Annotated in this window: 23 protein-coding genes; 11 read left to right on the top strand and 12 right to left on the bottom strand. The window is 71.7% G+C overall.

Annotated elements, in window-relative coordinates; genetic code table 11:
• Positions 1–51 precede the first annotated feature (51 nt).
• Positions 52–954, top strand: coding sequence for an MBL fold metallo-hydrolase (locus ACX9I7_RS21210; protein ID WP_459388190.1), 903 nt, complete (start codon positions 52–54; stop codon positions 952–954).
• A 66-nt stretch (positions 955–1,020) separates the two neighbouring features.
• Here the strand turns inward: ACX9I7_RS21210 and ACX9I7_RS21205 are convergent, their stop codons facing one another.
• The 4 genes from ACX9I7_RS21205 to ACX9I7_RS21190 all read right to left on the bottom strand — a co-directional run bounded on the left by ACX9I7_RS21205 (position 1,021) and on the right by ACX9I7_RS21190 (position 3,631).
• Positions 1,021–1,281 carry a DUF6255 family natural product biosynthesis protein gene (locus tag ACX9I7_RS21205; protein WP_459388189.1) on the bottom strand — a complete coding sequence of 87 codons (261 nt, stop codon included), beginning with the start codon at positions 1,279–1,281 and terminating at the stop codon, positions 1,021–1,023.
• Positions 1,278–1,604 carry a hypothetical protein gene (locus ACX9I7_RS21200; protein ID WP_459388188.1) on the bottom strand — a complete coding sequence of 109 codons (327 nt, stop codon included), beginning with the start codon at positions 1,602–1,604 and terminating at the stop codon, positions 1,278–1,280. The genes ACX9I7_RS21205 and ACX9I7_RS21200 overlap by 4 nt, the downstream gene beginning before the upstream one ends.
• A gap of 128 nt (positions 1,605–1,732) precedes the next feature.
• Positions 1,733–2,968, bottom strand: a complete 1,236-nt coding sequence (locus tag ACX9I7_RS21195; protein WP_459388187.1) for a helix-turn-helix domain-containing protein — start codon at positions 2,966–2,968, stop codon at positions 1,733–1,735.
• A gap of 69 nt (positions 2,969–3,037) precedes the next feature.
• Positions 3,038–3,631, bottom strand: coding sequence for a GNAT family N-acetyltransferase (locus tag ACX9I7_RS21190; protein WP_387566284.1), 594 nt, complete (start codon positions 3,629–3,631; stop codon positions 3,038–3,040).
• A gap of 227 nt (positions 3,632–3,858) precedes the next feature.
• On the opposite strand from ACX9I7_RS21190, the gene ACX9I7_RS21185 reads away from it, so the two are divergent.
• The gene (locus ACX9I7_RS21185; RefSeq protein ID WP_459388186.1) at positions 3,859–6,678 is read left to right on the top strand and encodes a M4 family metallopeptidase; all 2,820 of its coding nucleotides are present in this window, start codon (positions 3,859–3,861) and stop codon (positions 6,676–6,678) included.
• A 158-nt stretch (positions 6,679–6,836) separates the two neighbouring features.
• On the opposite strand, the gene ACX9I7_RS21180 is transcribed toward ACX9I7_RS21185, so the two are convergent.
• Positions 6,837–7,718: a lysozyme gene (locus ACX9I7_RS21180; RefSeq protein ID WP_459388185.1), complete on the bottom strand. Its 882-nt coding sequence runs from the start codon at positions 7,716–7,718 to the stop codon at positions 6,837–6,839.
• Between the two features lie 223 nt (positions 7,719–7,941).
• Between ACX9I7_RS21180 and ACX9I7_RS21175 the strand changes: the two genes are divergently transcribed.
• Positions 7,942–8,466 carry a MarR family winged helix-turn-helix transcriptional regulator gene (locus tag ACX9I7_RS21175; protein ID WP_189451438.1) on the top strand — a complete coding sequence of 175 codons (525 nt, stop codon included), beginning with the start codon at positions 7,942–7,944 and terminating at the stop codon, positions 8,464–8,466.
• Between the two features lie 220 nt (positions 8,467–8,686).
• On the opposite strand, the gene ACX9I7_RS21170 is transcribed toward ACX9I7_RS21175, so the two are convergent.
• Positions 8,687–9,460, bottom strand: a complete 774-nt coding sequence (locus tag ACX9I7_RS21170) for a protein phosphatase 2C domain-containing protein (protein ID WP_459388184.1) — start codon at positions 9,458–9,460, stop codon at positions 8,687–8,689.
• A gap of 155 nt (positions 9,461–9,615) precedes the next feature.
• On the opposite strand from ACX9I7_RS21170, the gene ACX9I7_RS21165 reads away from it, so the two are divergent.
• From ACX9I7_RS21165 to ACX9I7_RS21145, 5 genes are all read left to right on the top strand, one after another.
• A complete protein-coding gene (locus tag ACX9I7_RS21165; RefSeq protein WP_459388183.1) occupies positions 9,616–12,423 on the top strand; it encodes a sensor histidine kinase in 2,808 nt (935 codons plus the stop codon).
• A gap of 86 nt (positions 12,424–12,509) precedes the next feature.
• Positions 12,510–12,947 (top strand): roadblock/LC7 domain-containing protein, encoded by a 438-nt coding sequence (locus ACX9I7_RS21160; RefSeq protein WP_386728594.1) that lies wholly within the window; start codon positions 12,510–12,512, stop codon positions 12,945–12,947.
• A complete protein-coding gene (locus tag ACX9I7_RS21155; protein ID WP_387566269.1) occupies positions 12,944–13,384 on the top strand; it encodes a DUF742 domain-containing protein in 441 nt (146 codons plus the stop codon). The genes ACX9I7_RS21160 and ACX9I7_RS21155 overlap by 4 nt, the downstream gene beginning before the upstream one ends.
• Complete coding sequence (locus ACX9I7_RS21150; RefSeq protein WP_387566266.1) at positions 13,365–14,069, top strand: GTP-binding protein; 705 nt, start codon at positions 13,365–13,367, stop codon at positions 14,067–14,069. The genes ACX9I7_RS21155 and ACX9I7_RS21150 overlap by 20 nt, the downstream gene beginning before the upstream one ends.
• On the top strand, positions 14,051–15,316 hold the full coding sequence (locus tag ACX9I7_RS21145) for a styrene monooxygenase/indole monooxygenase family protein (RefSeq protein WP_387566263.1): 1,266 nt from the start codon (positions 14,051–14,053) through the stop codon (positions 15,314–15,316). The genes ACX9I7_RS21150 and ACX9I7_RS21145 overlap by 19 nt, the downstream gene beginning before the upstream one ends.
• Here ACX9I7_RS21145 and ACX9I7_RS21140 read toward each other — a convergent pair.
• The 5 genes from ACX9I7_RS21140 to ACX9I7_RS21120 form a co-directional block, all read right to left on the bottom strand.
• Entirely contained in the window at positions 15,274–16,395 is a 1,122-nt protein-coding gene (locus ACX9I7_RS21140) for a C40 family peptidase (RefSeq protein WP_459388182.1), read from the bottom strand. The genes ACX9I7_RS21145 and ACX9I7_RS21140 overlap by 43 nt on opposite strands.
• A 154-nt stretch (positions 16,396–16,549) precedes the next feature.
• Entirely contained in the window at positions 16,550–16,819 is a 270-nt protein-coding gene (locus tag ACX9I7_RS21135; protein WP_189451430.1) for a hypothetical protein, read from the bottom strand.
• 60 nt (positions 16,820–16,879) lie between these two features.
• A complete protein-coding gene (locus tag ACX9I7_RS21130) occupies positions 16,880–17,635 on the bottom strand; it encodes an AAA family ATPase (protein WP_387566254.1) in 756 nt (251 codons plus the stop codon).
• A gap of 58 nt (positions 17,636–17,693) precedes the next feature.
• Positions 17,694–18,416, bottom strand: a complete 723-nt coding sequence (locus tag ACX9I7_RS21125; protein WP_189451428.1) for a TetR/AcrR family transcriptional regulator — start codon at positions 18,414–18,416, stop codon at positions 17,694–17,696.
• A 51-nt stretch (positions 18,417–18,467) separates the two neighbouring features.
• Entirely contained in the window at positions 18,468–19,406 is a 939-nt protein-coding gene (locus tag ACX9I7_RS21120; protein WP_459388181.1) for an AurF N-oxygenase family protein, read from the bottom strand.
• Positions 19,407–19,640: 234 nt separating this feature from the next.
• On the opposite strand from ACX9I7_RS21120, the gene ACX9I7_RS21115 reads away from it, so the two are divergent.
• From ACX9I7_RS21115 to ACX9I7_RS21105, 3 genes are all read left to right on the top strand, one after another.
• Entirely contained in the window at positions 19,641–20,762 is a 1,122-nt protein-coding gene (locus ACX9I7_RS21115; protein ID WP_459388180.1) for a ferritin-like domain-containing protein, read from the top strand.
• 201 nt (positions 20,763–20,963) lie between these two features.
• Positions 20,964–21,770, top strand: a complete 807-nt coding sequence (locus tag ACX9I7_RS21110) for a polysaccharide deacetylase family protein (RefSeq protein ID WP_459388179.1) — start codon at positions 20,964–20,966, stop codon at positions 21,768–21,770.
• Between the two features lie 187 nt (positions 21,771–21,957).
• On the top strand, positions 21,958–22,554 hold the full coding sequence (locus ACX9I7_RS21105; RefSeq protein WP_459388178.1) for a hypothetical protein: 597 nt from the start codon (positions 21,958–21,960) through the stop codon (positions 22,552–22,554).
• 12 nt (positions 22,555–22,566) lie between these two features.
• Here the strand turns inward: ACX9I7_RS21105 and ACX9I7_RS21100 are convergent, their stop codons facing one another.
• On the bottom strand, positions 22,567–24,966 hold the full coding sequence (locus ACX9I7_RS21100; protein ID WP_459388177.1) for a UvrD-helicase domain-containing protein: 2,400 nt from the start codon (positions 24,964–24,966) through the stop codon (positions 22,567–22,569).
• Positions 24,967–24,983: the final 17 nt, after the last annotated feature.

Here is a 24,983-nt window from a genome sequence, read left to right as displayed (position 1 = left end):
CGAACATCTTTACAGCTTGAATCATTCAAGCTGGAAGCTTATTGTGGAGGCATGACGACCAACTCCCAGCACAGCCAGGGCGATCGCCTTCGTCGCCCGTCGGGGATCCGGAGCCTCCAGCTCGGCGACACCAAGGTCACGTACGTTCCGGACGGCGTGGCCCAGCTCTCGTCGCGCGGCTGGCTGCCGACCAGTACGGAGGAGGAGTGGGCCGCCCACTCCGCGTATCTGGACGACTCCGGTTATCTCGTGGCGAGCCTGGGCGGTCTCCTGGTGGAGCACGGCGACCGTGCCCTGCTGATCGACGCGGGCTTCGGCCCCCAGTCCTTCCCGGCCGGGGAGGACGGCCCCATCGGAGCGATCTCCGGCGGCACCCTGCTCGACAGCCTCGCCCGCATCGGCCGGTCCCCGGCCGACATAGAGGCCGTGGCCGTCACCCACATGCACGTCGACCACATCGGCTGGCTCTGGCAGCCGGCCCCGGGCACCGATCGGCTCCCGTTCGCCCACGCCGACCACCTCGTGAGCGAGGAGGAGTGGAAGCACCGCCACCTCCTGGAGGGACACGGCATCTCCCAGGAGATGACCGCGATCCTGGAGCCCCGGATCCGTACCGTCACCGACGGCGAGGAGATCTTCCCGGGCGTCCGCGTCGCCCTCTCGCAGGGCCACACGGCGGGCCACGCCTCGTACGTCGTCTCCGGCGGCGACGGCCGCCGTCTGATCGCCTTCGGCGACGCCATGCACACGCCGGTCCAGGTCGCCCACCCGGAATGGTCCGCCGCCGTCGACCACGACGCCGAGCGGTCGGCGGCCTACCGCCGCCACCTGGTCGAGGAACTGTCCGCACCCGACACGATCGGCTTCGGCATCCACTTCGCGGACGTCCCCTTCGGGCGCGCCCGCCGGGACGGTGCCGGTGGCCCGGCGACGTGGGAGCCGGTCGACGCGTAGGACGCAAGACCCGCCGCCGGTGGTCCCCCGACGGGGGTGGGGGACCACGCGGGCGGCGCGCGGCTCTCAGGCGGCAGCGCGCAGCCCCCATCCCCAGAACCGTCGGCGCGCCCGGAAGCGGTTCGCGATCGCCGTCGCCGCTGACCGGTCCGCGCCGGGCCGGCGCTTCCCGGACGGCGTCACCGCCTCCGGAAGACCCGGGGGCCGCACGCCCCCGTAGTCCGTGAAACGCCGCACCCCACAGGCCGTACAACGCTGCTCCCCGTTGTCGGAAACCCAGCATCCGTCGTGCGGGCAGTGGTTCACGAGCCGCCCGACCGCCCTCATCGACGCCCCTCCGTCACCACGCCGTGCGTCACGATCCAGTGCGTCCGTGCCGTCGCCGCCGCGCGGGCACGGTCCTCGCCGACCGCCCTCAGCCGGGCGTCCTCCAGTTCGACGCACTCGGCGCAGCCCCTCAGATAAGGCCGCAGCCCCGCCGCGTTCCGGTCCTCGCGCGTCGCGAGCCGCAACGCCGAGGGCGGCACCTCCCAGACCGCCCCACCGCCCGGCTGCCGGACCGCCACGAGGGTCTCGCCCTCGCCGACCACCTGGGCGATCCTGTCGTCGCGGGTATCCACGACATAGGCACCGATCCTGTACGTCACCATTCCGGCCTTTCGCTCGCTCTGCCCTCGGCTCGCAAGGAACGTATGGCCGTCGTTTACCGCGAACCAGATTCGGAACGTGGTAGTTCGCCGGGGCGCGGCTCAGGAACTGCCACGCTCCGTGGTAGTTCCTAACTCACGCCCAGGTGATTCGCCATCTCACGCATATCGGCGGTCAAGGTGCGCTTCCGTGTGGCGAGCAGGTCGCTCATGACGTACCGGGCCATGGGCTGGTGCTTCATCCATGTGCCGGACGAGTGCCGCAGTTGCTTCAGTTCGCTCATGGCGTCCTGATGGGAGCCGAGGGCGACGTGCGCCTTGGCCACGTCGAGTCGGTGCCGACCCCAGTTCGGCGGACTGGGCTTTCCGTAGTGATTGACGGCCTTCTGGCTCAGCAGCCCGTCGTCGGAATGGCGGAGAACGGCCTGGGCGTCGCCCATGAGCGACAGATCTTCCACGACCTTCAGTTCCGCCGTCACCGGGCCGAACTGTCCCCAGTTCTCCCCGAAGGCCATGTATTCCTTGTCCAGCGCGATGGCAGCCGTGCCGGCCATCCTCCGGGCCTCGCGGGTGACATCCGGCCGGTTGTTGCGGATGCTCGCCGATGCGACGCGGAGCCAGATTTCGCCCCAAACGGACAGGTGTCCGGAGCTTGCGTCCGACATTCGGGGTTCCATTTCGGTGGCTGTGACGAGGGCGAGTTGCTCGCACTCGTCGAACCGGTCCTGCCGCAGCAGCAGCCAGCACATGCCGACGATGCCGGTCGCGGCCATGAGCCTTTCGCCGTTCTCGCGGGCGAGCCGGATGCCCTCGGCGAGTGCGTAGTAGGCCATGTCGTACTGGCGGACCTGGGTGAGGTACTTGCCTGCCAGCAGCAGCGCGTGCGCCCGAACGGTTGCCGCCTGGCGTCGTTCCTCGCCTTCCAGAACGGAAGCCGTCGCCTCAGCCGAATGGAGGAGCCCCGGCAGTCTCCGGGCCACCGAGCCATACCTGTCCGCGTGGAAGAGCGTGTGGGTATCGGCGATGTCCCTTCGGAGCACGGACAGCTCGTTGGCCTCGCCCGGTTCGGCCAGGGGAGAGGGCCCGAGTCCGATTGGCGGCATCAGCGCCTTCCGTAGTTCCAGCAGGTATCGCCGGTTTGCCTCGTCCCCCACGATGGGTTTCGCTGCCTCAGTGGCGAAGAGGGCGGAGGTTGTCACGCCCAGACCCCGGGCCAGCGCGTGCAGCGTCTCGACGCGCGCGTCGCCGCCCTGCTCCACCTTGCGTACGACGCCGACGGAAAGACCGGACCCGAGAGCCAGGCCCTCCTGGCTCAGGCCGGCCGCGCGGCGGTACTTCCTGACATTGTCTGCCAACCCTGACGACATCGGGCTCACCATCCCCTCACCAAGAGGCTATGCCCGCCGGAGACTTGACGTACCGATCCGCCGTTCGAGTCACCCGTTCGAAGACAGGTGAGGGAGGGCGTGGGCGCGCCGTCGCTCCCACTCCTCACGAGTGAGCGCGTACTCGACCTCCCCGTGCTCGGAGCCCTCGATCGGCTCCGGCCAGTCCTCGGTGAAGTTCCGTACGAAGGACAGGCCCGCCTTTTCCATCACGCGCCGGGAGCGGGCGTTCACGGCCATGGTGTTCGCGGTCACCCGCTCCACCCCCAGTTCCGTGAAGCCCTTGTGGATGAGGGCCTTCGAGCCCTCCGTCGCGTAGCCCCTGCCCCACGCCGCCCGGCCCAGCCGGTAGCCGAGTTCGACCACCGTCGGGTCGTGGTCGTCCAGGGGGCGGAACTCGAACCAGCCCAGGAACGCCCCGGCGGCCTTCGACTCCGCCGCCCAGAAGCCCCTCGTCCCGGAGCAGGGATGGTCGTGGAGCAGACGCGGCAAGGTGCGCGTCCGGATGGCCTCGCGGGCCGTGGGGCGACCGCCGTTGAGGAAACGCATGACCTCCGCGTCGTTGTCCAGCGCGAGCAGGTGGTCGGTGTCGGCCTCGGTGAACGGGCGCAGGGCGAGGCGGTCGGTCGCCAGGAAGGGGCGCATGGCGCGATCCTCACCTGCGACCGGCCGAGTCACCACTCTTTTTGAGGCGGTCGGCCTTGGCGCGGAGGTAAGGGGGACCCCGTCGGTTCCCTCGCCGCCCCACCCAACCCACCTAGGCCGAAAGTAACCCCCCTCAACGCGCGAACCATTGATCAGCCCCCTCCCCGCCTGTTGCATATGCCCCGACCACAGATGTTCCGGCGTTCCGTACGTACGGAGGGGGAACCTTGCGTAAGTCCAGAGCACGTTCAGGAAGACAGGTCGCGAAGAGCGGCATAGCAGGGGCGGCGGCGCTGGTGGGCGCTGCCGCCCTTGTCGTGTCCGCCCTGCCCGCGCAGGCGTTCGCCGCGCAGGCCGGCGGCGATCCGGCGGATGTCATTCCGGGGAAGGGGACCTCCACCCCTTCCCTGGTCGACGGCATCCGTGAGGGTGTGAAGGCGAGCGGGAGCGCGGCCGACGCGGCCCGTGGGCACCTCGCCGACAAGAAGAGCCGCTACCGCATCGCCGACCCGGTCCGGGATCTGAAGCCCGTCCAGGCCGTCACGAACGGCGCCGCCGAGACCGTACGGCTTCAGCAGAAGCACCACGGCATCGACGTCCTCGGCGGCCAGTACGTCGTTCGGATGGAGAAGAAGGACGGCAAGCGCGTCGTCACCGGTACCTCCGGCAAGTACTTCACAGCGCTCACCACCGGCACCACGCCCTCGGTGAGTGAGGAACTCGCTGTCCAGCGCGCGGTCGGCGCCACGCTCGCGCAGGTCGGTGGCAAGCGGCTCGGCACGAAGGCGAAGCCGTCGCTCAAGGGCACCGCGCGCGGCCTCGTCGTCCTGCCCAAGGGCGCCGGCGTGCTGACCCACCACGTCACCGTCCGGGGCACCGACCCCGCCACCGGGCAGCCCGTGCTGCACGAGGTGTACGTCGACGCCAAGTCCGGCTACCCGGTCCTGCAGTACAGCGGGATCAAGACCTTCGGGGCGCCGAAAGCCGCAACCGCAACCGCAGGGGAAGCGAAGGCGGACGGCGGCGAGGCCAAAGCCCCCGGCGGGCCGGCCAAGCACCCCGGCGTCGCCGGTTCCGGCGTGAAGTACGACGGCACCACCGTCGAGCTCGGCCTGTTCTTCGACACGGCCCGCGGCGAGTACGTCATGAACGACCACTCCCGCATGTGGGACACCAGCAAGAACGTGATCTCCACCTGGGACGCGCGCGGCAAGGACGTCTCGGAGGTGGGCGGCGGCCGCTGGCCCGAGGGGATCAAGGAGTTCGGCTCGAAGGGCCCGCAGTTCGGCAAGGACGCCACCGACGCGGGCGCGGTCGACGCCCACTGGGCCGCGGGCAAGGTCTACGACTACTACAAGAAGGTCCACGGCCGGGACAGCCTCGACGGCCGGGGCATGGCGATCAACTCCCTCGTCGGCGTGACGAACTTCGGGATGCCGTACGTCAACGCCTTCTGGGACGGCTCCAAGATGGTGTACGGCGGGGGCGACGAGGAGTTCAAGACGCTCTCCGCCGACCTCGACGTCGTCGGCCACGAGATGACGCACGGCGTCGTCGAGAACAGCGCCAACCTCGTCTACGCGGGCCAGTCCGGCGCCCTGAACGAGGCGATCGCCGACTACTTCGGCAACGCCATCGCCGTCGACGCGGCCGGCATGGCCATGGACGACCCGGACGCGGGCCTGATGGGCGGCAACCTCTGCCGGACCAAAACCCCGCGCCAGTGCGCCTTCCGCGACCTCAACGACGGGGCGACGACGTCCAAGAACTTTCTGGGCGTCTCCTTCGCCACCGACAACGGCGGCGTGCACCTCAACTCCACCATCTTCTCGGGCGCCCTCTGGGACATCCGCGAGGACCTGGGCCGCACCCTCGCCGACAAGATCGCCTACAAGGCGCTCACCGAGTACATGACCCCGCTCGACGGGTTCACCGAGGGCCGCGACGCGGTGATCGCCGCCGCGAAGGCGCTCAAGGTCTCCGACAAGGACCTGGGCGTCGTCAAGCGCTCCTTCAACGCCCACGGCATCGTCCCGAACTGGGAGGAGGCCATGGGCGTCGACTCCGACCAGCTGCTGGGCAGGCTCAACGTCTACAGCACCAAGGTCGGCGCGGGCGGCGGCTGGTGGGCCACGTCCAAGTCGAACGACGACGGCACCGAGGCCTTCTCGGTGTGGGCCGGCCGCACGGACGGCTCGGGCGCGGCCAAGCTGATCAGCCCCAATGACGGGCGTTTCCACGTCAACCCGGCGACCGACGGCAAGACCGTGGCGTGGGCGGCGTACGGCCCGGCAGGGGTGGACGTGCTGGCGCGGCCGCTCGCGGGCGGGCCGACGAAGAAGCTGTACAGCACCTCCGACAACGTCCAGGACGTCCGGGTCGAGGGCGGGGTCGTGGCCTTCGAGAAGATGGACGCCTTCGGCGCCCGGCACGTGGGCTTCCTCCGTACGGGTGACAAGGAGCCGACCTGGGCCGACGGCGGCAAGGCCGACACCGGCTCGGCGTCCCCCTCGCTCTCCGGCGGCCGGCTCGCCTACGCCAAGGCGTACGCCGACGGCGACGACTACCGCATGGGCGTCGAGGTGCTGGACCTCAAGAGCGGCGAGCGGAAGCTGATGAACCAGCTCGGCCGGCCCGAGAGCGTCGGCGAGACCGCGATCAACGGCAAGTACGTCTTCTGGCTGGCGGACGAGGTCGTCGACGACGGCCAGGTGGCCGTGCGCCGGTCGAACCTCGACGGCACCGGGACCGTGGACCTCAGCAAGGAGAAGGGTGAGGGCGCCCTCTTCGCGTCCGCTCTCACCGCCTCCGAGGACGCGCTGACCGTGACCGCGTCGCTGCCCGACCCCAAGTACCACAACGAGACGATGTCGAAGCTGTGGCAGTTCGGCGGGGCGAACGGCACCGACCGCGCCCGCGTCTCCTGCAACCGCGGTGAGCAGCTCTCCGCGGCGGCGGCCGGCGGCAAGCAGGTGGTGTGGATCGACGGCACCACCGGCTACACCGACCTGGTCACCCGCACCCGCCCGGCGGGCAACTGCGGCTAGCGCCGCCGTGCGCCCGTAGGCACCGATACGCCTGTAAGCACCGATACGACCGGGCCCCCGGCGCCGACACGCCGGGGGCCCGGTCCCTGTGCTTTTCGGGGCACACGCGCGGAGCACACGCGTGGGGCACACGCGCGGGACGCACACGCGCAGGCGCGTCAGCCGTAGGCCAGCGCCTTGAGCCTGCTGTACGAGCCGTTGAAGAGGTTGTGGTCGCCGACGGTCGAGCCGGTCTCTGTGTACTGCCAGAAGGTGTGGAAGTCCCAGCCGTTCGGGAGCTCCCCGGTCGAGGAGCCGTAGCGCGGCACCCACAGCGGGTGGTCCGAGCCGAAGCGGCCGTAGTTGCCGGTGCACTTCTTCCACCAGGCGGTGGTGGTGTAGATGACCGCGTCGCGCCCGGTGCGGTGGCGGTAGACGGCGAGGAAGTCGCCGATCCAGTCGAGCAGCGCGTCGGCGCTCATGCCGTAGCAGGTGCTGCCGTAGGGGTTGTACTCCATGTCGAGCACGCCCGGCAGCGTCCTGCCGTCGTCCGACCAGCCGCCGCCGTGGTCGACGAAGTAGTCGGCCTGGTCGGCGCCGCCGGAGTTGGACGGCAGGGCGAAGTGGTACCCGCCGCGGATCATGCCGACGTCGTAGGCGCCGTTGTACTGCTGGGAGAAGGAGGGATTGCGGTAGCTGGTGCCTTCGGTGGCCTTGACGTAGGCGAAGCGCGCGCCCTTGTTCCAGAGCGTCGACCAGGGAACGTTGCCGTTGTGGCTGCTGACGTCCACGCCCTCGACCGAGGCGAGCGCCTCGCGGCCGCCGGCCGGGGGTCTGCCCTCCTCGTGGGCGGGGACGGTCGAGCCCATCCAGTCGCGCTCGGGATGGAAGGGGCGCTGCCGGGAGCCGCCCGTGGCCGCGGCGGCGGTACCGGGCAGGGCGAGGAGAGTGAGGAGCAGGGAGAGGAGTGAGATGAGGGGGACGAGGGGGGCCAAGGGGGCTGGGCGGGCCGCGGGTCTGTGGGCGACCGGGCGGCCCGGCCCTGAGTGATGTGCGGGCATGTGGTGCCTCCGAAAGCCAGGGTGGCGGGAGAGTGGGGGAGAGTTCAACGGCTATCAAATTGGTATGACCATGTCATTAATGGGGCGAGAGGCGGTGTCGCACACCGTGATGGGGACCCGGGGTGCTGCCCTTGGACTAATCCTGCGAAATACTGACGGAGCTGCGGCGACACGACGCGGCCGAAATGAATTCTCAGCGGCTGAAAGCAGGAAAGGGCCTCACGTGCAGGAGACCCCCGAGACCAGTGCCCCGCTCCCGGAGGAGGCGGTCCCCGGCCGGGGCGCCGACGCCGGCGCGGACCCGTGCGGTCCCGCCGTCGACCCCGCCTTCCTCGCCCTGGAGCGTGAGCTCGCGGTCTTCCTGCGGCGCGCCCGCGCGTCGTCCGGCGAGATGGCCCGCGAGGTCCACCCCGACCTGGAGCCCGCCGCGTACGGGCTGCTCGTGCGGCTGGAGGAGGGCGGCCCGCAGCGCGCCACGGAGCTCGCCGCGTACTTCGGCGTCGGCAAGGCCACCATGAGCCGTCAGCTGCGCGCCCTCGGCGACCTCGGCCTCATCGCCCGCGACCCGGACCCCGCCGACGGCCGTGCCGCGCTGATCCGCATCACGGGGGAGGGGCGGGAACGATTCACCCGTGTGCGGGACGCCCGTCGTGCGCAGTACATCCGCAAGTTCGCGGACTGGAACCGCCTGGAGGTCGCCGAGCTGGCCCGCCTGCTCCACCAGCTGAACGAGCGCGCGGAGGCGTAGCGCCTGTGGGGGCACCTCCCAGCGGTAGCTGGGGGATGGTCGGGCGGGGGCGTGCTCGCTCCCCACTGGGCGCCGGGTCATCGCTCCGCCGGGAGCGCGGTCCGGTCGCCGCGGGCCGGTGGGGGCTGGTCGCGCCCACGCGGCGGTAGCCGCATGTCGACACAGACCCGCGCCCCTTACGGGCCGCGCGCCCCGGCTCCCCGTCGGCGCGCGGCACGCGTCACAGCTCCGCGTAGAGCGCCGCCGCGTCGTCGTGGGGCTTGCCGCGGCGGAACGCGTGGCCGTGCGGGTCGGCCAGCTCCGCCTCCCGGACGCGGTCGATCAGCGCCTGCGGGCCCTCCTTCGCCAGGAGCGCGAAACAGTCCGCCCAGCGCCCCTGCCGGAAGACCTCCACCCAGCGCGCCGCGCCGTCCGTGAGCGCCGCCAGCGCGCGGACGTCCCCACGCGCCGTCGCGCCCGTGACCGCGCGGGCGCTCACCGCCGGATCGGCGGCGGCCGTGAAGAAACCGCCCTCGGCGTTGCGCTGCGCGTCCGTCACCCGCCCGGCGGCGGCCAGCCGGGCGATGCGGTCGTCCAGGACGGCCGACACCGTGCCGTCCACGCCCTCGATCAGCAGCGCCGAATCGGACAGCACCAGGTGCTCCACCACCTCCGCGTCCCAGCGCGCCACCACCACCGTCGCCTGCGGAGTCAGCCGGTGCGTCAGGTCGCAGTCGTCCCGATGGGCCTCGGCCGTACGGGAGATGGCGGCCGACAGGCAATCCGCGAGCGTCATCTCACGCCGTGACGAAGCCAGTTCCAGCAGCGCCCCGCCCAGCCGCGCCGTGAACCACGGGACCCCGTGCGCGCACCCCGACTCCCCGGCCGGCGGCGGCGTCACCCCGTCCAGCAGCACCAGGGCCCCGCCCCGCCCGCCGGCGGGCAGCGCGACGGACACGAAATCCTCGTTCGGGCGGCCCGGATCCCCCGGCCGGGTGGAGAGTTCGATGCGCATGCGACCAGTGTGCCGGATGCCCGAATTTCCTTGCCCGTTGACGCGCATCCTTCCGGCGTGCTCGGCGGTTGATGTGGTGGGGCACTTGCCGGGGGGAAGCGGTGGGTGACACCCGGCAGGGGCCACCAGCGGGTGGAGCGGAAGACCAGAACAGAATGCGAGCACCGGTGCGCAAGAAGCGGCTTCGCGGCGGCACGCGCGAACAGCAGACCCCAGGAGTGCCGGAGCGCACCGCCCGCGTACGCAACAGGCTCGTCGCCTCCGTCGCCGTCGTCTCGCTCGGCGCCCTCGGCGCGGGCGCCTTCGGCATCGCCGACGCCATACGCGACCTCACCGACTCCCGCCGTCTGGCCGGGCAGGCCACCACCGCGAGCGGCGCCGTCGCCCTCGCCCACGCCCTCGCCGACGAGCGCGACGCCATGACCGAGTACGTGGCCGGGGGCCGCGCCGACTCGGGCGGGGCGGGCGCGGCGTCCGAGGAGCAACGGGCCGGGGTGGACCGGCAGATCGAGGAGTTCCGCGCGAGCGCGCCCGACTCCCTGCGGCACCGCCTCGCCGGCCTGCCCGAGTTGCGCCGCCACGCCCTGGCCGGGCCCGACGACGCCCTCGCCGTCTTCACCGCGTACACGGCCACCGTCCAGGCCCTCCACGCCGTGGAGACCGGGCTCGTCCAGCGGCTCCCCGCCCGGGCCCAGCCCGGCGAGGCCGTCGCGCTGCCCGCGCTCGGCCGGGCCGTCCAGGAGGCATCCGCCACCCGCGGCCTGTTCCTCGCCGCCCTGGCGGCGCGCGGCGGCGGTCAGGCGCCGCTCCTGGCCGCCGCCCAGCAGCGGCGTCTGCGCGAGGAGGCCGCCCTCGCCGACTTCCACCAGCTGGCCCCCGCCTCGCTGCGCGCCGAGTACGCCCGTACCGTCAGCGGCCCCCAGACCGCCGCCGCCGAGGCCCGGCTGGGCCGGCTGGCCGCCCGGCCCCAGGCCGTCGCCGCCGAGCCCGAGCGGCCCGGCACGGTACGGGGACAGCTGACCGCCCGCGTCGACCAGATGCGGGATCTGGAATCCGGCCTCGGCACCGAGGAGATGGCCCGCCTCGCCGGACTGCGGGAGCACGACACCACCGCGCTGGAGGTGCGCGCCGCGCTCGCCGCGCTGGGCTTCCTGCTGATCCTCGGCACCGGCACGCAGTCCGCCCGCTCGGTGACCCGCCCGCTCGCCGCGCTCCGCCTCGGGGCGCGCCGCGTCTGCGCGGACCCGGTGGACCGGCAGCCGGTCGCCTTCCAAGGTCGCGACGACGAGTTCGCCGAGGTCGCCCGCTCCGTCAACGTCCTGCACGGCACGATCGTCCGGCTGCGCGAGCGCGTCGCCCTGCTGGAGGGCGAGCGCAACCGCCTCGACGTGGCCCGCCAGGACCTCGCCGACGAGCGCGACGCGCTGCGCGCCCGCTGCCAGGAGATCGACGACCGGATGAGCGGGCTCTCCGGCCGGGTCCACGCCACCTTCGTCAGCCTCTCCCGCCGCACCCTCGGCCTGGTCGAGCGGCAGCTGACCGTCATCGAGTCCATGGAGGCCCACGAGGCCGACCCGGACCGGCTGGAGGTGCTCTTCAAGCTCGACCACCTCGCCACCCGGATGCGCCGCCACAACGAGAACCTCCTGACCCTCGCCGGCGCCGACCACCACAGCACCCACTCCGGCCCCGTGCCCCTGCTGGACATCCTGCGGGCGGCCGTCAGCGAGATCGAGCGGTACGAGCGCGTCCGGATCCACTCCCTGCCCGCCCGCGCCCAGCTCGCCGGGTTCGCCGCCGACGACGTCAGCCACCTCGTCGCCGAACTGCTGGAGAACGCCACGACGTTCTCGCCCCCGGACGTCCAGGTCCAGGTCTCCGGCTGGCTGCTGGAGAACGGCGAGGTCATGCTCTCCATCCAGGACGAGGGCATCGGCATGCCCCCCGAGCGGCTCGACGAGCTCAACTCCCTCCTCGCCGAAGCCGATCCGGACCCGCGCGGCACCGGATTCGGGGAGCGCGGCGACCCCGTCATGGGCCTCGGCCTGTACGTCGTCGCCCGGCTCGCCGCCCGGCACGGCGTCCGCGTCAAGCTGCGCGAACAGCGGCCCGGCGGCATCACCGCCGTCGTCGTCCTGCCCGGCCATCTGCTGCCCACCGAGCCCCCGGCCGCGACCGACCCCGCCGGGAACCGGCTCCCGGGCGCCGTACGGACGATGCCCCACACCGACCTGCCCGGCGTGGTCGCCGAGGTCAACTCCCATACGCTGCACGGCCGGTCCCACCCCCAGGGGCCGTCGCCCGCGGTGCCCGGGCCCCGGCGCTCGGGCCCCTGGGCCCAGCAGGACGAGCACACCATCCAGCTCACCACCGTGCGCAGGCCCGCGCCCCCACCGGACGAACCGCGCCCGGCCGCGCCGTATCCGGCCGCGTCCCATGCGGCGCCGCCGCACTCGGCCGCCCCGCACGCGGACGTCCCGCATCCGACGGCTCCGCACTCGGCCGGACGGCACTCCCGGAGCGCCACGCCCCCGCCGCCGGCCCCGGCCCCCGCGCCGATTCCGGAGCCCCGGTGGCAGCAGCCCGCCCATGGGTCCGCGGGGCCCTCGACGGCGGCCGGCGCCGCACCGGCCGGCCCGGCGATGGCACCGCCCCCGGCGGGCTACGGCGCCACGGACGTACCCGGCATGACCGGCAACGGCCTGCCCAAGCGCACCCCCCGGGTCGTCGCCCGCAAGCCCGTACCCCTCAGCGTCCGCCACGGCGTCGACGCGGAGGCGCTGCGCCGCAAGCTCGCGGGCTTCCAGCAGGGCGCGCGCGACGGACGGCGGGACGTGGAGGCGGAGTTGACGCACATGACGGGGTTGACGGGTGGTGATCACGGCGCGCGTGATCGTGGTACTGATCGGAACCGAGCGGGGGCGCCGGACGAGGGCGGCACTGTCGAGGAGGCACGCGGTTGACTGCATTTTCCCAGGGGGCGACGCCCGTAACCCCCACCCGCACCACGGGCGTCACCGCCTACGGACTCAGCGAGGAGGCCCGGAGCCTGCACTGGCTGCTCACCGATCTGGTGGAGGAGGTACCGGGCGTGCGCTCCGTCGCGGTCGTCTCCTCCGACGGACTGCTGCTGCTCTCCTCCGCCCCCGACCACCCGGGCGCGCGCGGCGCGGGCGGGGCGGCTGAGGGGCCGCGCGGCTCCACCGCCGACCTCGCCACCATCGTCGCCGGGCTCGGCAGCCTGACCTCGGGCGCGGCGGCGCTGATGGACGGCGGGCCCGTCAAACAGACGATGGTCGCGATGGCCGGGGGCGGGTTGTTCGTCATGACCATCAGCGACGGCTCGCTGCTGGGCGTCCACACCGCGCCCGACTGCGACATGGGCGTGGTCGCCTACCACATGGCCCTCTTCGTGGGCCGGGCCGGACACGTCCTGACCCCCGAACTCCGCAGGGAGCTGCGGCAGTCGGTGGAGGCCGCCGGATGAGCACCGCCGCCCCCGCGCTGCGCGCCCCCGCCGGGCCCGTACCGGAGCGGCCCACCGCGCGCGTACGCCCGTACTCGCTCACCGGCGGGCGCGGCCGCTGCGGCCATGTGCTGCTCATGGAGACCTTCGTCGCCGCCCTGGCCGACGCCGACGAGGGCCGGGGCGACCCCTGCGGCCCCGGCGCCCCGGCCGGCCCCGGTGGAGCGCTCGCCTCCTGGCTGCTGCCGGAAGTGCGCGCCGTCCTGGGACTGTGCCGGCGGCTGCGCTCGGTCGCCGAGGTCTCCGCGCTGCTGAGGATGCCGCTGGGCGTGGTCCGCGTCCTCCTCGGCGACCTGGCCGACCAGGGAAGGATCCGCGTCTACGGCACCGGCCACCTCACCGGACGACCCGACCGCGCGCTGCTCGAAAGGGTGCTGAGTGGACTACGCAGACTCTGACGCGACGGCCCCCCGCGACCCGGGACCGGGCCCCGGCTGGCAGACCGACCTGTCCCGCGCCCCCGCCGCCACGAAGATCGTGATCGCGGGGGGCTTCGGGGTCGGGAAGACCACCTTCGTCGGCTCCGTCTCCGAGATCACCCCGCTGCGCACGGAGGCGGTCATGACGACCGCCGGGGAGGACGTGGACGACCACACCGCCGTCCCCGCCAAGGCGACGACCACCGTCGCCATGGACTTCGGCCGCATCACCCTCGACACGGACCTCGTGCTGTACCTGTTCGGCACCCCCGGCCAGCAGCGCTTCTGGTTCATGTGGGACGACGTGGTGCGCGGCGCCATCGGCGCGGTCGTGCTCGTCGACACCCGGCGGCTGGCCGACTGCTTCCCGGCGCTCGACTACTTCGAGAGCTGCCGGCTGCCCTACGTCGTCGCCGTCAACCACTTCGAGGGCACCGCGCGCCACTCGCCCGAGGCGGTGCGCGAGGCCCTGTCCCTGGAGCCGGACGTCCCCGTGATCACCATGGACGCCCGGCACCGGATCAGCGTCGTGGAGACGCTGCTGACCCTGGTGGGCCGGGCCCTGGAGACCACCCCGGGAGCCGTCTCCCGGGCCGTTCACCGTGCCGCGCCGAGCGCCGCACCCGAGCCGAGCCGAGGCGGGCGTTGCGACGGATCCTCATAGTCGGAGCCGGCCAGTCCGGGCTCCAGCTGGCCCTGGGACTGCAGGCCAAGGGGTACGACGTGACCGTCATGTCGAACCGCACACCGGACGAGATCCGCTCCGGCCGGGTCATGTCCACCCAGATGATGTTCCGCACGGCGCTGCGCTACGAGCGCGAGCTGGGCCTGAACTTCTGGGAGGGGCTGGCCCCGCGCGCCCTGGGCCTGGGCTTCTCGGTCGCCGGGACGGTCCCCGGCGTGCCCGGCGTCCAGCGGCCCGTCGACTGGATCGGCCGGCTGGACGGCTACGCGCAGTCCGTCGACCAGCGGGTGAAGATGGCCGGCTGGCTGGACGCCTTCGCCGAGCGCGGCGGCCGGCTCGTCTTCCACGCCGCGGCCGTCTCCGACCTGGACTTTCTCGCTCCCCGGCACGATCTGGTGCTGGTCGCGGCGGGCAAGGGGGAGCTGGTCTCGCTCTTCCGCCGCGACCCGGCGCGTTCCCCGTACACCACGCCGCAGCGCGCTCTCGCGCTCTCCTACGTCCACGGCCTGGGTCCGCGCGCCGAGCACCCGGAGTACGACGCGGCGCGCTGCACGATCGTCCCCGGCGTCGGCGAGCTGTGGGTCATCCCCACGCTCACCACCTCCGGCCGGGCCGACATCCTCTTCTGGGAGGGCCTGCCGGGCGGGCCCGTCGACGTCTTCCAGGACGTCGAGGGCCCGGGCGAGCACTTGACGCGGACGCTGGAGCTGCTGGAGTGGTTCGTGCCCTGGGAGTACGGGCGGGCCACCGCCGTGGAGCTGACCGACCCGGGCGCCACGCTGGCCGGGCGGTACGTGCCGGCCGTCCGCGACCCGGTCGGCCGGCTGCCGTCCGGCGGGCTGGTGCTGGGCGTCGGCGACGCGGTCGTCGTCAACGACCCGCTCACCGTGCAGGGCGCCAACTCGGCCGCGAAGTGCGCCGCCTCGTACCTCGCCTCGATCGTGGAGCGCGGTGACGAACCGTTCGACGCGGAGTGGATGCGGACGGCCTTCGAGCGGTACTGGGCCTCGGCACGGCACGTCACCCGCTGGACCAACACCATGCTCGGCCCGCGCTCCCCGCACATCCGCGCCCTGATCGACGCGGCGGCGGGGATCCAGCCGGTCGCCGACCGCATCGCCAACGGCTTCGACGACCCCTCGGACTTCGACGACTACTTCTACGACGCGGCCTCGGCCGGCACCTATATGTCGGAGGCGAAGGTGCCGGCGGCGGGCGGGACGTAGTCCGCCACGGACGGTTCGCCGGCGTCCGGGCGCACGGCCCCCAGCAGCGGGTTCGCGGCGATGGGGGAGATCTTGACGACGTCCCCGGGACGCGGGGCCTGGACGACCTGGCCGTGGCCGACGTAGAGGGCGACGTGGGTGGCGCCCTCGAAGTAGAGGACGAGGTCGCCGGGGCGCAGCTCGTTCAGCGGCACCTTGGGCAGCGTCTTCCACTGCTCCTGGCTGGTGCGCGGGATGACGTCCCCGGCGTGGGCCCACGCCTGGGAGGTGAGCCCGGAGCAGTCGAAGGCGTCCGGGCCCTCCGCGCCCCACACATAGGGCTTGCCGACCTGCTGGAAGGCGTAGTCGAGGGCCTTGACGCCCTCCTCGGACGGCGCGTGGGCGCCGCCGAGGGAGCCGTCGAGCACCCCGGAGGCGAGCAGTCTGCGCTGGGCGTCGCCGACGCCGTCGGCCTCCGCCCGGCGGAGCGCGGCCAGCTGCTCGCCGTCGAGCGAGGCGAGCAGCCGCTCGACCTCGCCGAGCCGCTCCTGGACCGCGTCGCGCTGCCGCTTCCGCTCGGCGGCCAGGGTCAGCTGCTTGTTGAGCGCCTCGCGGGCCTCGCGGGCGAGGGTGGCGGCGCGCCGCTCGCCGTCCGTGAGCCGTTCCACGGCATTGGCCCGGTGGTCGGCGGCGCGCCTGATCTCGTGGCCGCGGTCCATGGCCTGCCGGGGGCTGTCGCTGAGCAGGAACTGCACATAGGGGGAGAGGCCCCGGCTGCCCCGGTACTGCTCGCGGGCGATGCGGCCCGCCTCGGCACGGCCGGCGGTGAGCGCGACCCGGGCGTCGGCGAGTGCCTCGTTGAGCCGGTCCGTCCGCGCGCGCTGCTTCTTCAGCTTGTCGTCGGTGGCGTCGTAGGCCTCCGTGGCCTCCTCGGCCTGCCGGTAGAGCGCCCGGAGCCGGGTGAGCAGGGCGCTGACCGGCTGTCCGGGCGGTTCGGCGGGGGCCGCGACCGCGATCGGCGCGGGGGCGGCGGTGACGGCGAGCACGGTGCTCACGGCCAGCGCCGACGCGCGGACGACACGGACGAACCGTCCTGACACAGGCTCACCTCCGGGACGGGCGTGTCCGGGGACGGGTGTGATCACGCCCGGAAGCGATCCTGCCACGCACGGTATGACTAGTAGGAAAGACGTGGACGAAACCCCCCAATGGGCGTCATCGGGGTCACCCGTACGTTGACGTGGAGCGCTTGGATCAGCCCGTCCGGGACCAGGGCCACTTCAGCTCCGTGCCCGGCTTCCCCTCCGGGTCGTGGACGTACTTCCAGCCCTTGGGCAGCCCGAGGCGCCGCGTCACGGCCGCCGGCTCCCGCCGGTAGACGTACACGGTGGGGGCCGCGCCGGGCTCCTCGGCCGGGACCGGCACCTCGTACTTCTTGGGCGGCAGCCCGTTCAGTCCGAGCAGGACGTCCAGCACACGGCCGTCCAGCGGCCCGCCCTCGAAGGGCGTCTTCTCGCTTCTCACGCCCCCAGTCTCCGTCAGCCCCCGTCAGCCGCGCTCGGCGGCCGTGGTCAGCCGTGCTCGTCAGCCGCGCTCCTCGGCCGGTATGAGGTGCCGCAGATAGGCCTCCGGGTCGCTCAGATAGCGCCCCCAGTGGTCGACCAGCAGCAGATCCCGCCACTCCACGGGCTGGATGCCGTGCTCGCCCACCTCCAGGATCCGGGCGCCGGGGGTCGAGGCCAGGATCGGCGAGTGGGTGGCGCAGACCACCTGGGCGCCCGACCGCCCCAGCCGGTGCATCAGGGAGACCAGCCGCAGACAGGACGCGAAGGACAGCGCGGCCTCCGGCTCGTCCATCACATACAGGCCCGGCTGCCGGAACATCGCCTCGAAGACCGCGAGGAAACCCTCGCCGTGGCTCATCTCGGAGGTGTTCTCCTCCCAGTAGCCGGGCAGCCCCCACACGGTCTCCATCAGGCCGAAGGCCGTCTCGGCCCGGAGGAAGTACCCCTTCTTCCGTGTACGCGGGCCGCTCATCATGCGGGCGCCGCGCGAGGTGAGGTCCAGGCGGACGCGCTCGCCGAGGACCGTCTTCGGGCGGTCGTTGCCGTACTTCCGCCCGGCCCGGCCGCCGCGCGCGTCCAGCCCGAAGCCCTCGGCTATCGCCTCGACGACCGTCGACTTCCCGGAGCCGTTCTCCCCGACGAGGAAGGTGACGGGCGCGTCGAAGACGATCCCGTCGGCCAGCAGCTCCTTCACACAGGGCACCGACCAGGGCCAGCCGTCCGCCTCGTCGTCACCGACGAGCTCGGGCGGTACGTAAGCGCGGTTCACGAGCATGCGTACGAGCGTAGGGGCGGGGTCTGACAACGGCCCGGTTTCCGGTCGTCGGCGCTGGTCAGAGCAGGTGGCCCGCGTCCTCCAGCAGGGGGAGCACCCGGCGGGCGAGGTCGCCCACCGGCCCGTCGGCCGGCTCCCGGGCCAGCGCCGCGCGGGCCACCGCGGCGACCTGGGGGTCGCCCGCGCCCGTCGTCAGGAGCAGGGCCACGAAGTGGTCGACCAGCCAGTCGCGCAGCTCGCCCAGCGGGGGCTGCTTCCCCTCGTCCAGCCAGATCAGCGAGGCGGCCTCCACGGCCGTGATCCACGTCCGCACCATGGTGCGCAGCCGCACCCCCGGCTCGGCCACGGACAGGTGCTTGAGGATCTGCGCGACGGCGGCCCGGCGCACCTCGTCCACGATGGCGCCCGTCCGCGAGGTCTCCGCGACGCTGCCGCCCTGGAGCAGGGCGGCGAAGCCCGCGTCGTGCTCGTCGACGAAGGCGAGGTAGCGGTCGAGGACCGCGGCGAGCCGGCCCGTGAGCGGGCCGGTCTCGGGCTCGGCGAAGCACACTTCGAGCTCGTCCGCCGCGCTGCGCAGGGCCGCCTCGTACAACTGCTGCTTGCCGCCGGGGAAGTAGCGGTAGACCAGCGGGCGGGAGACCTTGGCGGCGGCCGCGACGTCGTCCAGCGAGACGTCCTCGGGCACGCGGTGGGCGAACAGGCGGAGCGCGGTGGCGATCAGCTGGGCTCGGCGCTCGGCGACGCCGAGCCTGCGGTAGGAGGTGGTTCCGCTGCCGGTCATGGATCGCAGCGTAACGGTCCGGACCCGGGGCGGGCCGGTGACGAGGACCGCTCAGGCCAGCAACCCGGAGCTGCGCCACAACCGCCGTCCCGCGCCGCGCAGCAGACCGATCTCGTCCAGGAAGTCCGTGAGACGCCCGGCTCCGGCCCGCATCACCTCGCGGCGGTGGCCGCTGGCGCGGACCTGGGCGACGGCTTCGCGGCGGTCCAGCCCCACGTTCGTGTACACCTGCGGGTTGATGAACGCGGCCGTGAAGACGCGGGCCGCCTCGCCCGTGCTCACCCGCGTCAGCTCCGCCTCCCAGCGCGGGCAGGTGGCCATCTGCCGCCGCAGTTCCTCCCGCGCGTAGCGGACGTGGCGCGCCTCCTCCACGACGTGGATGCGGGTGACGCCGCGGACGAGCGTCTGGACGCGCTCGTCGGGGAAGGTCAGCCGCTGCATGTGGTCGAGGATCTCCTCGCCCAGCAGGGTGCAGGCGAAGGAGCCCGGCGTGGTGGAGACGGTCTTCAGGATCCGGGCGAGGTTGTGGTGGCGGCGGGCGACGGGGTAGGTCGGGGCGCCGACCTTGTCGATCATCCGGGCGAACATTCTCGAGTGCCGGCACTCGTCGGCGATCTCGGTCAGCGCGTAGTTGACGTGGGAGCTGGTCACGGGCTTGTCGTAGATGTGCCGGACCAGCAGCTGCATCAGGATGATCTCGAACCAGATGCCGAGGGAGGCGAGCGACGCTATCTCGTGCCGGGAGAGGTCCATCCGCTGCTCCTCCGGCATCCGCCGCCACAGCGGCGTGCCGTAGAGGGAGACCAGCTCCGGCGGGCAGTACCACTTGCCGGGCTCCAGGGGCGCGGCCCAGTCGAGATGGGTGTCGGGGTCGAAGGAGTGCCGGGCGGAGGACTCGAGCAGCCGCTGGGCGACCCGCTCACGGTCCTTGAGCGGGCCGAGCGCGTCGCGGGCGCCGGGGACACCACTGGTATCGGGGACGGTCGCCATGACGGAAGCCACCTCGGGTCTCTGAGTCTTCGGACTGTCGGACTACCGGCGGTACGCCCTTATGAGACTACTTGTCAGCAAGCCCGTCAAGGGTTCGTTCCCGCCGCCCCTCGAACGGCTCATTGACCCGGCGGTGGCCCCGTGTGAGCCTGCAGAAGAGCCAGCCGTCACAGTCATATGAACAGCCATGTGAACGGCCGTGCGAACAGTCATGTGACCTGCCCGAGAGTGCTGATGAGCGAGGGACAGGAGGCGTCCACGATGACGCGCGACCTCTACCGCCACGACCCCGGCCCGCCCGTCTGGGAGGTCCCCGCGACCGGGGCGGCACGCTTCAGCTGGGATTACGACGAGGGCCGCGAACGGCTCCTGGCCCTCTACCAGAAGGGCAAGGACAAGCAGTGGGACGGCGCCAAGCGCGTCGACTGGGACCTGGAGGTCGACCCCTACGACCCGCTCGGCGTGCCCGACGAGAACCTCGTCGTCTTCGGCACGCCCTACTGGGACAAGATGAGCGAGCACAACAGGCGTGATCTGCGCCGCCATTACGCCTCCTGGAACTTCAGCCAGTTCCTCCACGGCGAACAGGGGGCGCTGGTGTGCGCGACCCGCATCGTGGAGGCCGTCCCCGACCTGGACGCGAAGTTCTACGCCGCCACCCAGGCGATGGACGAGGCCCGGCACGTGGAGGTCTACAGCCGGTTCCTCCACGAGAAGATCGGCATGGTCTATCCGGTCAACCCCAGCCTCCGCTCACTGCTGGAGGACACCCTGCGGGACTCCCGCTGGGACATGCCCTCGCTCGGGATGCAGGTCCTGATCGAGGGGCTCGCCCTTGCGGCCTTCGGATTGCTGCGCGATTCGACCGAGAAACCACTGCCGAAACAGATCCTCGCCTACGTCATGCAGGACGAGGCCCGGCATGTGGCCTTCGGTCGCATGGCGTTGCGCGAGTACTACAAACAGCTTTCCGACGCCGAATTGCGGGACCGCGAGGAATTCGTCATCGAGGGCTGCTACCTGATGCGCGACCGGCTGCGCGGCGAGGAGGTCCTCGCGGACTTCGGCGTACCCGCGGGAGACGCGGCGGAGCTGAGCGAGCGCTCCGAATTCCTCCAGATCTTTCGGAAGTTGCTCTTCAGCCGCATTGTGCCGTGTGTGAAGGACATCGGTCTGTGGGGCGAGAGGCTCCAGCGCGCCTATGCCGACATGGGAGTGTTCGAGATGGGTGACGCCAGCCTCGATCAACTCATGGCCCAGGACGAGGAGATCGCCGAACAACTCGACGCCCACCGCTTCGCGGCGGAGGAGGCGGCCCGTACGGAGGAGGTCTCCCGGACGATCGCGGAAGCGTAACAGTAGTGGGGCAACTGGGAACTTTACAGAGGAGACGTGGCTGTCCTGTCTGAATTCTGTGAGCGATGCCGTGTCGCGGAACGCTTTGCGGTACATCGCCGTCCTACGCGGGCAGGACATTGGTCAGTGCGCGAGGGGGTGGGGGAAGTCATGACGCGATTGACGGCCCATAGGCGGCATTTGGTGATCGCGGCGGGAGGGATGATCGCCATCGCGGGGGTGATATCGGGCACCGTGGCCGTGGCCACCGAGGGTTCGGGAAACCCCCGGGGTGAGGAAACGATCGCCCAGGGCCCGACACCGGCCCCGGACGGCAAGGGCGGCACCCCGTCCCCGCCGACTCCCAACGCGCCGGGCGCACCCGGCACACCCGCCTCCGCCGCCCCGGCCGGCCCGGTCTCCCCGGAGATCGTCCACGAGACGGAGACCGGCGGAAAGGTCGTGGCCCTCACCATCGACGACGGCCCCGACCCCAGGTGGACCCCGAAGGTCCTGGAACTGCTGAAGAAGTCCGGCATCAAGGCCACCTTCTGCATGATCGGCCCCCAGGCCAAGGCCCGCCCGGACCTCGTCAAACAGGTCGTCGCCGAAGGCCACCGCCTCTGCGACCACTCCGTCGACCACAACACCGCCATGGACAAGCGCTCGGAGGACTACCAGAAGCAGCAGATCCTCGACGCCAAGAAGATGATCGAGGAAGCGGCCGGCGGCGGCTCTGCCGGAACGATCCGCTACTACCGCGCCCCCGGCGGGGCCTTCACCCCCTACAGCCGCCACCTGGCCGCCGACAACGGCATGCGCCCCCTCGGCTGGGACGTCGACACCCGGGACTGGCAACGCCCGGGCGTCGACCGCATCATGGAAAACATCAAACGCGAACTCCCCAACGGCCCCATCATCCTCTTCCACGACGGCGGCGGAGACCGCACCCAGAGCGTCGAGGCCCTGGCCCGCTGCATCGACTGGCTGAAGGACGAGGGCTACGGATTCGGGTTCCCGAAGGTGTGACCACGGGCGTGCCGCATGACAGGAGTGGTGGCCTCCGGCGTGACCGGGGGCAACCACTCACCGCACCACCGCGACGCGTGCCCCGGCTCCGCCACGACGCTCCCTTGCTTCGCCCCCGCACATGAACCACGGTGTGGTTCGGATGCTGCTCGGCGCTTCGGCGCCACCAGGGGAGGGGCGGTACGGCATGGGCTCGACCAGCCAGTGGGCGCGGGAGACCTTCGGCGACCTGGCCGACGACTTGACGGACATCATCCCGGACAGCTTGCTCCGGGCCCATGACAGGGCCCGGAACGGCCACGAGGGCGTCCACACCCAGACGTTGGAGGCGTACGGCCACGGCTTGTACGCCGTGCAGTACGAGGAACTCGCCGTCGGCCTGGAGGCGCTCGGGGAGCCCGTGCGCCTCCAGGGGCGCACGATAATGATCGTCCGCGGGCATGTGATCTACCCGTTCCGCTATGCGAAGAAGGACGTCCCCGTCACGACCGCCCGGTTACGGCGGGCCACGGGCCTCCGCGCCGACCTCATCCGGCGCCACGGCCCGGAACCGATGCAGCAGACGCTGGACCTGGGCATCGAGGAGCTCGAGGAGTCCGAGGTCCACGCGGACTTGGAGCTCATACCCCGGGATTTCGGTCTCGTACTCGTCGCCTACGCCTGCTCCATGGAGCAAGGAGTCATGCGTATCGAGTGGGGATCGGCGGAGCTCCGTCGAGAAGACCGCTACCTGATCTGGCACCACCACGAGGCCCTGCCCACAGGCCCCCGTTGGCCCTCGTAGGAGGCCTAGATATCACGCGGCGTTCGAACCCGACGGAGGACCGTCACCCGTGAGCAGTGATGTCGCACGGCCGGCGTCGCGGTCGGCATGCTGGGGCAGATAACGACTCGCCCTGCCGTGCCACGTCACGACCAATTCGTCCCGTGCCCGGGTAGCCGCGACGAAGAGCAGGGAACGGGCCCGCTGCTCCTCCTGGCGATATCGGTCGGGACTGCTCAGCCGGAAGGCATCGATGCGCTGATGCGGCACCAAGCCCTCACTGACACCTGCCAGGAACACCCGTTGGAACTCCAGCCCCTTGAATCGGTGCATGGTGCCGATGCGTACGGTGTCGGTGTCGCGCGGCCCCTCCCGGCCGATCTCGCTCGCGGGGATCAGGAACGGCTTGCATGCCAGCGTGTAAGCGAGTTGTGTGACGGCGGCCTTGTCCGGAACGCTGACGGCCATGGCCGTGTATGGAGTGCCGTAGCGCTCATGGCGCTCCTTGAGCAGAGTGGCGATGGCCCGCATCTCGGTCTCCCAGTCGGGAGCACGCCAGTACTGAGGCGCCAGCCCGGTCAGGACGGAGCGGTAGCCGTCCAACGTGTCGGGCCGGTCGTCGAGATCGTCGAAGCTCACGCCCCGCACCAGCCCCTGGGCACTGCCCAAGATCTCTCGTGTCGTGCGGTAATTCAGTGTCAGTCGACGGGAAGCCCGTCCGGGAGTACTGATGCCGAGCCTGCCGAGAACCACCTGGTGCGAGTAGATGCGCTGATGGGCGTCGCCTACCAGGAAGATGTCGTTCGGCCCGGGCGCCACCATCGCGCGCAGCATCCGCCAGTGCGAGGCCGACAGGTCCTGAGCCTCGTCCACCACGATGTGCTGGTACCGGGGCTTGAGCCACATGCCGCTACCGGCCTCACGATGGATGAGGTCCAGGCCTCCGTGCTCCTCCTTGTAGCGCGCCTGCTCGGCGGCCTTGGCCATGCGGCGCCGCTCGATCCGTGCGGCCTCGTCGGCGATCAGCGCATACGTAGTGCGCCGGGGCGGACCATCCAGGAGAGCGCGGTACGTCTCCACCAGCTCCCACACACGGTTCCGGTCAGCCCGTTGCAGCACACCCCGAGCTCGTCGTTCGGCACGGAGGTACATGCGGGCGGTGCCGCAGCCCTGCGCGAGGATGACGTGTTTGAACTCCGAGTCGAGGAAGTCGGCGTCATAGTCGAATACGCCGGCCTCGGCGCACGCCCTGTGCCAGAGCGCCATGGCTTCCTCGTCACCCATGGGCGTACCGAGAACGGAGCCCGGATGCTGCTCGACTACTTCCCGGGCCAGCTGGTCCACGGACTTGACGTCGACCCGGCGCACGAGTGCGTCACCGCCGAGCCGGTACATGCGCTCCTTCAGGTCGACGGCGAGGTTGGTGTTGTATGTGGTCAGCAGTACGGGCCGGGTCTGCCCTGGCGGCAGCTGGGCGACGAGGTGCCGGACCCGATGGAGGGCCACGACGGTCTTGCCGGTGCCCGGTCCGCCGGTGACCTTTGCCGACCCCTTGAACGAAGTGGTGGCGAGTCTGTGCTGCTCGGGGTGGAGGAAGAGCCGCCAGGCGTCGAAACTGTCCCCGAGCGCGTCCAGGACAGCCGAGTCCTCCGTGCTGACCTGGGAGACGGGCCGTCGCGCCGCCCGGGCCCAGTCCTGCGGATCGACTTCCTCCTCGGCTCGCCACTGGTCGGTGATGAAGCTGCGGACCTTGCCTGGATCCATGCCGTCTTGCAGTGCCAGCAACACCTCCCGGGTGAGCCCGGGAAGGTTGTGACCGAGTACGGCCTCCAGCTGGCGGCTGTCGGTGATTCGCCGCAGGGCGGGCAACAGGGAGGCGATCACACCGAGCCCGACGAGCTCCTCGTCCCCGTAACAGGCGAAGAGAGGTACCGGCAGGACGGCCGGAGCCGTCGCGGAGGCGGCGGCTTCCGCGCCCGTCGCGGAACCGGCAGCCTCGGCTGCCGGAGCCGCCTCCGGTGCGGTGCCCGGTTCCGGACCGGGCACCGGGCGCGTCGGCATCGCCACTACATTGGCGCTGACCTCACTCTGGTCGACGAGCTCAACACCGCCCGAGACCGCATTGATCTCCACGGTCAGCCGGGCGAGTTCGTCGCGCGCCGTCGCTCCGACCCGGACGGCCAGCAGGCTGAAGCGGTTCTCCTCGGTCTCCAGCAGCAGCCCCATGCGGCTGCTGTCGAGCGCGGCGAGGAACAGGCGTCCGTTTCCACCCGCCTCACGCAAGAAGGTCAGCCGCAGCGCACGGTTGGACCGGTCGGCCCGCAGCCGACGGACGAAGTCACCCACCGCGTTCTTCGTGGCCGCGTCGAGGCGCCGGATGTCCTCGTTGGCCTGCGGTGTGACGGCGACCTGTGTCCTGACCCCATTGCTCATCGCCGGTCCCCTCCCTC

It is taken from the genome of Streptomyces sp. L500, assembly GCF_054551825.1.
This window is presented reverse-complemented; position numbering and strand designations above follow the sequence as displayed.

Coding starts and splice junctions, on each gene's coding strand:
- ACX9I7_RS21210 (WP_459388190.1), top strand. CDS start 52: ATGACGACCAACTCCCAGCACAGCCAGGGCGATCGCCTTCGTCGCCCG.
- ACX9I7_RS21205 (WP_459388189.1), bottom strand. CDS start 1,281: ATGAGGGCGGTCGGGCGGCTCGTGAACCACTGCCCGCACGACGGATGC.
- ACX9I7_RS21200 (WP_459388188.1), bottom strand. CDS start 1,604: ATGGTGACGTACAGGATCGGTGCCTATGTCGTGGATACCCGCGACGAC.
- ACX9I7_RS21195 (WP_459388187.1), bottom strand. CDS start 2,968: ATGTCGTCAGGGTTGGCAGACAATGTCAGGAAGTACCGCCGCGCGGCC.
- ACX9I7_RS21190 (WP_387566284.1), bottom strand. CDS start 3,631: ATGCGCCCCTTCCTGGCGACCGACCGCCTCGCCCTGCGCCCGTTCACC.
- ACX9I7_RS21180 (WP_459388185.1), bottom strand. CDS start 7,718: ATGCCCGCACATCACTCAGGGCCGGGCCGCCCGGTCGCCCACAGACCC.
- ACX9I7_RS21170 (WP_459388184.1), bottom strand. CDS start 9,460: ATGCGCATCGAACTCTCCACCCGGCCGGGGGATCCGGGCCGCCCGAAC.
- ACX9I7_RS21165 (WP_459388183.1), top strand. CDS start 9,616: ATGCGAGCACCGGTGCGCAAGAAGCGGCTTCGCGGCGGCACGCGCGAA.
- ACX9I7_RS21155 (WP_387566269.1), top strand. CDS start 12,944: ATGAGCACCGCCGCCCCCGCGCTGCGCGCCCCCGCCGGGCCCGTACCG.
- ACX9I7_RS21130 (WP_387566254.1), bottom strand. CDS start 17,635: ATGCTCGTGAACCGCGCTTACGTACCGCCCGAGCTCGTCGGTGACGAC.
- ACX9I7_RS21125 (WP_189451428.1), bottom strand. CDS start 18,416: ATGACCGGCAGCGGAACCACCTCCTACCGCAGGCTCGGCGTCGCCGAG.
- ACX9I7_RS21120 (WP_459388181.1), bottom strand. CDS start 19,406: ATGGCGACCGTCCCCGATACCAGTGGTGTCCCCGGCGCCCGCGACGCG.
- ACX9I7_RS21115 (WP_459388180.1), top strand. CDS start 19,641: ATGAGCGAGGGACAGGAGGCGTCCACGATGACGCGCGACCTCTACCGC.
- ACX9I7_RS21110 (WP_459388179.1), top strand. CDS start 20,964: ATGATCGCCATCGCGGGGGTGATATCGGGCACCGTGGCCGTGGCCACC.
- ACX9I7_RS21105 (WP_459388178.1), top strand. CDS start 21,958: ATGGGCTCGACCAGCCAGTGGGCGCGGGAGACCTTCGGCGACCTGGCC.
- ACX9I7_RS21100 (WP_459388177.1), bottom strand. CDS start 24,966: ATGAGCAATGGGGTCAGGACACAGGTCGCCGTCACACCGCAGGCCAAC.